The sequence below is a fragment of the Candidatus Methanoperedens nitratireducens genome (assembly GCF_900196725.1).
GTDB classification, from domain to species: domain Archaea; phylum Halobacteriota; class Methanosarcinia; order Methanosarcinales; family Methanoperedenaceae; genus Methanoperedens; species Methanoperedens nitroreducens_A.
In genome coordinates this window covers 20,674-27,875 of record NZ_FZMP01000059.1, presented here as the reverse complement: position 1 = coordinate 27,875, position 7,202 = coordinate 20,674, and the positions used below count along the sequence as shown (strand labels likewise).

At 45.6% G+C, this 7,202-nt stretch carries 8 protein-coding genes; 7 read left to right on the top strand and 1 reads right to left on the bottom strand.

Features of this window, described 5'->3' with window-relative positions; all coding sequences use genetic code 11:
* The first annotated feature begins 248 nt into the window (after positions 1–248).
* The 3 genes from MNV_RS05235 to MNV_RS05225 are packed head-to-tail and all read left to right on the top strand — an operon-like array spanning position 249 to position 1,920.
* Positions 249–1,181: a nucleoside recognition domain-containing protein gene (locus tag MNV_RS05235; RefSeq protein ID WP_096204314.1), complete on the top strand. Its 933-nt coding sequence runs from the start codon at positions 249–251 to the stop codon at positions 1,179–1,181.
* Between the two features lie 35 nt (positions 1,182–1,216).
* The gene (locus MNV_RS05230; RefSeq protein ID WP_096204313.1) at positions 1,217–1,495 is read left to right on the top strand and encodes a hypothetical protein; all 279 of its coding nucleotides are present in this window, start codon (positions 1,217–1,219) and stop codon (positions 1,493–1,495) included.
* Entirely contained in the window at positions 1,492–1,920 is a 429-nt protein-coding gene (locus tag MNV_RS05225) for a type II toxin-antitoxin system VapC family toxin (RefSeq protein ID WP_096204312.1), read from the top strand. Before MNV_RS05230 ends, MNV_RS05225 begins: the two co-directional genes overlap by 4 nt.
* A 149-nt stretch (positions 1,921–2,069) precedes the next feature.
* Here MNV_RS05225 and MNV_RS05220 read toward each other — a convergent pair whose 3' ends face one another.
* Complete coding sequence (locus MNV_RS05220; protein ID WP_096204311.1) at positions 2,070–2,618, bottom strand: rubrerythrin family protein; 549 nt, start codon at positions 2,616–2,618, stop codon at positions 2,070–2,072.
* A gap of 183 nt (positions 2,619–2,801) precedes the next feature.
* Between MNV_RS05220 and MNV_RS05215 the strand changes: the two genes are divergently transcribed.
* The 4 genes from MNV_RS05215 to pheS all read left to right on the top strand — a co-directional run bounded on the left by MNV_RS05215 (position 2,802) and on the right by pheS (position 7,194).
* Positions 2,802–4,400 carry an NAD(P)H-hydrate dehydratase gene (locus MNV_RS05215; RefSeq protein WP_096204310.1) on the top strand — a complete coding sequence of 533 codons (1,599 nt, stop codon included), beginning with the start codon at positions 2,802–2,804 and terminating at the stop codon, positions 4,398–4,400.
* The gene (locus MNV_RS05210; protein WP_218837908.1) at positions 4,397–5,119 is read left to right on the top strand and encodes an alcohol dehydrogenase catalytic domain-containing protein; all 723 of its coding nucleotides are present in this window, start codon (positions 4,397–4,399) and stop codon (positions 5,117–5,119) included. The genes MNV_RS05215 and MNV_RS05210 overlap by 4 nt, the downstream gene beginning before the upstream one ends.
* A 2-nt stretch (positions 5,120–5,121) precedes the next feature.
* Positions 5,122–5,415, top strand: coding sequence for an MDR/zinc-dependent alcohol dehydrogenase-like family protein (locus tag MNV_RS20090; RefSeq protein ID WP_218837907.1), 294 nt, complete (start codon positions 5,122–5,124; stop codon positions 5,413–5,415).
* Positions 5,416–5,502: 87 nt separating this feature from the next.
* The gene (gene pheS / locus MNV_RS05205; RefSeq protein WP_256999954.1) at positions 5,503–7,194 is read left to right on the top strand and encodes a phenylalanine--tRNA ligase subunit alpha; all 1,692 of its coding nucleotides are present in this window, start codon (positions 5,503–5,505) and stop codon (positions 7,192–7,194) included.
* Positions 7,195–7,202 lie beyond the last annotated feature (8 nt).

The following is a 7,202-nucleotide window of genomic DNA, read 5'->3' as shown; positions in this document are numbered from 1 at the left end:
CTGTCCACTTTTTGGGGTGCAGTCCAAAGCCTTACTTTTGCTTTTGAATCTTCTTCCTTATGATACAATTCAGTCAATTCCTTTGAAGAAAAGTTTGGCAGAAATGATTCACCTTTTGGAACTTTTACCATTTTAAACAACCCCAGTGCCCGTACAAAATAATCTGCTGAGGTAGTATTTACAAGTTACGGAAATTTCGGCATTATGCTATAGAACATTTATTAAAACTCCTCGCCAATTATTCTGTAATGTTCCTTAACGCCCTGCTCTCAGCCTTCGAATATCTCGCATCAGTAATCCCTGCAACAATCATCGGCATTGTCCTGATAGAACTGTTTATCGAACTCGGCTGGATACAGAAGCTGGGCTTTGTGACCGCGCCATTCATGCGTTTCGGGCATTTGCGGGAAGAGGTGGGCGTGAGCTTCATGGCGTCTTTCGGTTCTCCTACCGCCGGGAATTCCATGATTGCAGAGCTCAATAAAAAAGGCTTGATCGACCGGACAGAGACCATACTTGCTTCCCTTGTTACCTCATTTCCTGCGACTTTCATCTTTGTCAGGGACCTGACCCCTGTTCTCATAATACTACTCGGGACTACGGGATTGATCTATCTCGGTATTGTAGTTATGATAGGTCTTCTTCGCACTGCAATAACCCTTGTTCTCGGGCGCATTTTGTTGCCTCCCAAAAAACCGGCAGTAGTCCGGCAGGAAATAAGGACGAAAAAGTTCGGCGAGGCTTTTAAGACTGCAATTTCAGCTTCATTGGCACCGCTTCGGGGCATTATCCCTACAATGGTGATCGCTGCGATAATCGTGTTCCAGCTTATTGACATTGGATTTTTCGATATCATATCGATGTACCTGAAAGATTTACCTGTTCTCAGGTATCTTCCGCCACAGGGCCTGCCTGTCATTGCAGCATGGTTTGCAAGCAACGTGGGAGCGTATACGATAGCGGGCAGGCTTCTGGCTGAAGGGATACTGTCATCAAAAGAGATTGTAATTATCCTGTTAGTCGGAAGAGTACTTTCCAGCCTTGTGCGCCTGAGATTCACGATACCTTACTATACAGGCATATTCTCTCCCGGCATGGGAATGCAGATAATGCTGCTTGCCACGTTGATGCAGGAAGGGCTGACGGTAGTTATAATAATACTGCTTGCTTTGTTCTGGTAGAAAAGTATTTAAAAGATAAAGTTATCTTTTTACACATGACTGAAAACATCAAAGTCCACGAAAAGGATAAACGCATATTCGACATGCTTCAGGCTGAACTAACGCTCAGGACCGGTAAAAAGATAACCCAGCAGGAGTTGTTCTCCGGCATCATAGAGTTTGCAAGATCAAAAAAGGAGAATTTTTTTGGCAGGCTCTTTAAACTTCCCCTTTCTGAAAAAGACATCAAGAGAATAAAAAGTGTCCAGAGTGACTGGGGTGTTATTACAACTGAAAAAGAGATCGATATGGTAGTTTATGGAGCTGAAAGATGAGTATTTTCATTGATACCGGCGTCTTCATCGCGTATGTTAACAAGAGGGATGAGCATCATACCCCTGCCGCCCGTCTTGTTGAAGATATCATGAAAAATAAGTATGGGGCAGCATTTACCTCGGACATGGTTTTTGATGAATCGATGACCTTTATACTTTACAAAACAGGGGATATCGGTAAGGCAATAAGCGTCAGGGATCTAATACTCGGGAATGAAGAAAAAGACGTTCCGCGGTTTATGGCTCTCATTTTTGTGGATGGGGACATACTGGAGAAAAGCTGGAATACTTTTGTGAAATATGCAGGTAAAAGGTTGAGTTTTACAGATTGTTCCACAATAGAGTTGATGAAAACAAAGGATATTGAGCATCTGGCGAGTTTTGATGGCGGATTTGACGGGATAGTGGCGAGGCACTGGCAGTGATAGTTTATTCACTTTTCGCCAGCCAGGATACATGGTATAATTAGCAGCGTGGGTTGGGTGACCGTACAAAAATACAGCGCATATATGAACGGAAGACACAGCAGGAACCCGATTATCCGTATGTGGTTTCTCTTCATATCTCATAGTATTTATTTAAATGCAATAAATTTATCTCTGGATGCACCGCACAGGGGACATTTATCAGGCGCTTCTCCTTCCATGGTATATCCGCAAACTTCGCAAACCTGTACCGGACCGAGTTTAACATCCTTTCCTGAATTAACCGAATCTAATGCTTTTTCATAAAGCTGCTTATGCATTTTTTCAGTGCCATACGACCATTCAAAACTTCTCTGCGCTCCTTTTTCTCCCTGGAATTTTGCTACTTCGATATATACCGGGTACATTTCTTCAATTTCAAATGTCTCGCCGAGGATAGCCAGTTTAAGGTTTTTCTTTGAATCACCCGGACCGAAAGCTGCCATGCTGTTTGCGACAAATCCCCCATCCAGGTGCTTTAACTCCCGGTAATGGTCTCCTGCATGTATATATTCAGCATGGGAAACCGCGCGGAATAAACGGGCAACATTACTGAATTTTTCTTTTTCCGCCTGGTTTGCAAAATGCAAATACCTCATATTTGCCTGGCTCTCCCCTCCAAATGCGTTGATAAGATGCTGTTCGGTCATTTTCCTCATTTAAAAAACTCCCATCAATAAATTTCCTGTTGTTTGTATTTATACTTAACTTCGCACGGTATCGGACGGTATATACATCTACCCTCGCGCAATTCAAAATCTTTTACAAAATTATTTATATATACACCCTGTCCTGATTATTATAGAACGATAAATAAAGAATAAAATACGGTGACGTTATGCATGGGGAATAGAGCAAACTTCAAGGGTATAAAAGGAAAAGACATGAACTGGTTCTATTTGCAAAAATACCTGCCTGAGTATCTGACCAGCGAGGATATGGCAGCTATTGATGAAAATGCCGCAACTTTAGGCATCCCGGGGCTTATGCTGATGGAAAATGCAGGCGCTGGAACAGCAAGGATCACTAAAGAGAATCATAAAGTCGATGAGAAAAGAATCGTCATCATAGCAGGCACCGGTAATAATGGCGGCGATGGCTGTGTTGCTGCAAGACATTTGCTCAACCTGGGGGCATCGGTGTGCGTTATTTTGCTGGGGCAGCCGGATGATATCAGGACACATGAGGCGAAGACTAACTGGGAAGTATTGTCAAACCTTGATGTTGGTATTAAAGTAGTTAAGGCAAGAAACCCTTCAGACCTGGAACTGCTGAGGAACGAGATTAAGTCATCCGATATTATCATAGACGCGATACTGGGCACCGGTATTAAGGGCTCGATACGCGAACCGATCGCAACAGCCATTCAACTTATGAACGAATCCGGGAAGCCTGTGGTCGCCATTGACACTCCTACTGGACTTGACCCATCGACAGGAGACGTTAAAGGAGATGCAATAAAGGCGGAGTTAACCGTTACTTTCCATCGTATGAAAAAAGGTTTGATCGACATGGAGGAATACACGGGAAAGGTATATGTGTGCGATATAGGGATACCGATCGAAGCTGAACTGTTCACCGGACCCGGCGACGTCAGAAGGGTCGTAAAACCGCGCAGCCTTTACTCCCATAAAGGTGACTACGGATACGTTCTGGTAATTGGTGGAAGTGACGTGTATTCAGGTGCCCCGGCACTTGCTGCGATGGCTTCATTAAGAACAGGCGCAGGGCTTGCGATATCGGGTGTTCCCGAAAGTGCGTCTTCCGCTGTTAAATCGTATGCACCTGACATTATCGTGCATCCTCTGGAAGGAGACATTCTAAGCAAGCGTAACATCCCCTACATCAAAGGTCTGCTTGAAAAAGTTGATTCTTTGATTATTGGCCCTGGATTAGGTCTTGCACCTGAGACCGTTGACACCATCGGCGAGATATTACATTTATCAAAGGTTAAAAAATTGCCGACATTAATTGATGCAGACGCCATCAAAGCACTTAAGGATGATTTAGAATTTTTACGAGATGGCGACTTCCTGTTAACACCGCATGCAGGTGAGTTTGAGACCATTTCCGGGGTCAGGGTTCCAAATAGCTGGAAAGAAAGGGTTGAAACCTGCGTAGAGTTTGCAAAAGAAAACAGATGCACGCTCTTACTGAAAGGGCATGAGACCGTAATAACCGATGGAAAGAGACTGAAGATCAATAGAACAGGCAATCCTGCAATGGCGACTGGCGGTACAGGGGATGTGCTTTCCGGCATAGTGGGAGCCTATCTTGCCCAGGGAACCGATACTTTTAATGCCGCCTCGGCAGGTGCTTTCATACATGGAAAAGTAGGGGATCTGGCTTATGAGGAGAAAGGTTTTCATATAGTTGCTTCAGACCTTCTTGACAAGATCCCTGTAGTCCTCAAGCATTTTGATGTAGAGGTAAAAAAATGAAAGCAATGATACTTGAAAAAATAATCCCCTCTATAGAAGAAGAGCCCGGACCTTTACGTATGGTAGAGCTGCCGGTTCCCGATTTTGGTCCAAAACAAATCCTGGTAAAAATTTCTGCCTGCGGGATATGCCACACCGAACTTGATGAAATCGAGGGACGGCTTTTACCAAAGCTCCCTGTTATTCCGGGACATCAGATCGTGGGGAAAGTGGCTGATAGAGGAAAAGATGCAAAGAAATTCAACATCGGTGACCGGGTCGGGATCGGCTGGATTTATTCCAGTTGCGGGAAATGCTTCCATTGTCGGAGGGGGAACGAAAATTTATGCGAGCGATTCCAGAGCACAGGATGCGATGCCGACGGGGGTTATGCTGAATATACAGTCGTATCTGAAGATTTCGCTTACCCGATCCCTGAAAGATTGACAGATTCCCGGGCAGCTCCTCTTCTATGCGCCGGGGCGGTTGGTTATAGAGCGTTGAAACTTTCCGGGGTTGGAGATGGCCAGACAATCGGTGTTTATGGTTTTGGGGCTTCTGCACACATCGTAATTCAGGTTGTAAAATATAAATTCCCGGATTGCAGGGTTTTTGTTTTTACCAGGAGTAAAGAACACAGGGAGCTTGCAAAAAACTGGGAGCCGACTGGGCTGGAGTACCCGGGGATATCCCGCCTGGGAAGCATAATTGCGCTATTGATTTTACCCCGGTGGGAATAACAGTGCGTGAAGCTCTGGGGAATTCAGAGAAGGGCGGAAGAGTGGTCGTAAATGTTATCCGGAAAGCAACACCTGTTCCGGAACTGGATTATACTCAGGATCTCTGGCATGAAAAAGAATTGAAAAGCGTTGCCAATATTACACGAAAAGACATCGAAGAATTTCTTCCACTGGCAGCCAGGATACCGATCGTACCTGAGATACAGGAATTCAAACTGGAGCATGCCAATGAAGCACTATTATCACTCAAGCAGGGAAAAATCAAAGGTGCCGGGGTCTTAAAGATGCAGGATTAAAAGTATAATTATGGAAGTGCAGTTTAAACTATCCCGAAACTTTCGCAAATCATTAAATATTCTGCTGTTCATTGTGGTACCAGTGTTATGACGTCCTTGAAAGAATATAACCTCACAAATAACGAAAAACGCGTTCTGCTGGCTCTTGCTAAAAAAGACAGGGTCTCCCCGGAAGAGCTTGCAGCGAACTCCGGATTAAGCATCGAGGCAGCCATGCAGTCCGCATTCCTTCTCGCTGAAAAAGGTCTATGTGACGTCAAAGAAAAGCTCACGGCAATTTACACGCTCACAAAAGAGGGCGAACTTTACGCGCAAATCTCTCTGCCGGAGCGCCAGATAATCAATTCACTCACTGCACCGCTCTCTCTTTCTGAGTTAAAAAAGAAATTCCCGCCCCAGATGGTAGGAATAGCCCTCGGGTGGCTGCGTAAGAAAAACTGGGCTAAAATAGAGGGGGACAAGATAGTCCCATCAGGAAGTGCTGAAGTCGGAGAGGACGAAGAGGTACTTCAGAAACTCAAGCAAAGTGCAGATAAGGAAACTGCAGTCTTATCCACAGATGATGTAAATGAATGTGGTGATAAGGTACCAAGCCATATAATTAAAAAAGCAATAGAAATGGGCTGTAAAAGTACGAAATATATCTATAGAGAAGGCCATTATTGTAAAAATTTTCCAGCATCTAATCTATATGGTTCACCACATCGTTTTAGCAACCCCAAGAGTGTACAAGATCATAAGGTTAATTTAGGAGAGGGCTGGGTAATATTTGAGTCCCCATCTAGAGATTTAATAAAGCGAAACCTTGTTGAAAAGACAGAGAAAAAAGAACGAAACATCACAATCACAGAGGCAGGAAAAGCCCTTGCTGAAGCGGGTTTGACCATAGAAGAGGAAATAGCCCAGCTCACACCTGCTATAATAAAGAGCGGCGCATGGAAGACCGGAAGAATCCGCCCTTATAACATTCATACTCCTGTAAAACCGATATACGGCGCGAAGATCCATCCATACCAGCGCCTTATCAACGAGATGCGCTCGATTTTCCTTGATATGGGATTCACGGAAATAAAAGGCGATATAGTCCAGAGCTCTTTCTGGAACTTTGATGCGCTCTTTCAGCCTCAGGACCATCCTGCAAGAGAGATGCAGGATACCTTCCACCTCGCTACAGAATGCGACATTCCTGAAGAGTATATCGCGCCTGTAAAAGAGATGCACGAGCGAGGCGCAGGCATTTCAAGAGGCTGGGGAGGCAAATGGAGCGAGGAGGTCTCGCGCAAACAGGTGCTCAGGACTCATACTACGGCAGTGACCATTAAATATCTCGCGGACCATCCCGACCCGCCCGTAAAAGCCTTCTGCATCGACCGCGCATACAGGCGCGAGGCAATCGACCCGACGCATACGCCCGAGTTCGAGCAACTTGAAGGCGTGGTGATGGATAAAGGCGTGAGTTTCAAGAACCTGCTCGGCTGCCTGACAGAGTTCTATCACAGGATGGGCTTTGACGAGGTGCGGTTCAGACCCGGATATTTCCCATACACTGAGCCCAGCGTGGAACCTGAGGTATATATCGAGAGCAGGGGCAAGTGGGTTGAGCTTGGCGGCGCGGGTGTGTTCCGGAAAGAGGTCACACTGCCGCTCGGGATCAAATATCCTGTACTGGCCTGGGGGCTCGGCGTGAGCCGCGTGGCTATGCTGCGGCTGGGGCTTAAGGATTTGAGGGAGCTGTACCAGAGCGATATTGACTGGCTGAGGAAGAGCACGGTGCTCTAACTGCACAT

Coding starts and splice junctions, on each gene's coding strand:
- pheS (WP_256999954.1), top strand. CDS start 5,503: ATGACGTCCTTGAAAGAATATAACCTCACAAATAACGAAAAACGCGTT.
- MNV_RS05220 (WP_096204311.1), bottom strand. CDS start 2,618: ATGAGGAAAATGACCGAACAGCATCTTATCAACGCATTTGGAGGGGAG.
- MNV_RS05215 (WP_096204310.1), top strand. CDS start 2,802: ATGGGGAATAGAGCAAACTTCAAGGGTATAAAAGGAAAAGACATGAAC.
- MNV_RS05235 (WP_096204314.1), top strand. CDS start 249: ATGTTCCTTAACGCCCTGCTCTCAGCCTTCGAATATCTCGCATCAGTA.
- MNV_RS05225 (WP_096204312.1), top strand. CDS start 1,492: ATGAGTATTTTCATTGATACCGGCGTCTTCATCGCGTATGTTAACAAG.
- MNV_RS05210 (WP_218837908.1), top strand. CDS start 4,397: ATGAAAGCAATGATACTTGAAAAAATAATCCCCTCTATAGAAGAAGAG.
- MNV_RS05230 (WP_096204313.1), top strand. CDS start 1,217: ATGACTGAAAACATCAAAGTCCACGAAAAGGATAAACGCATATTCGAC.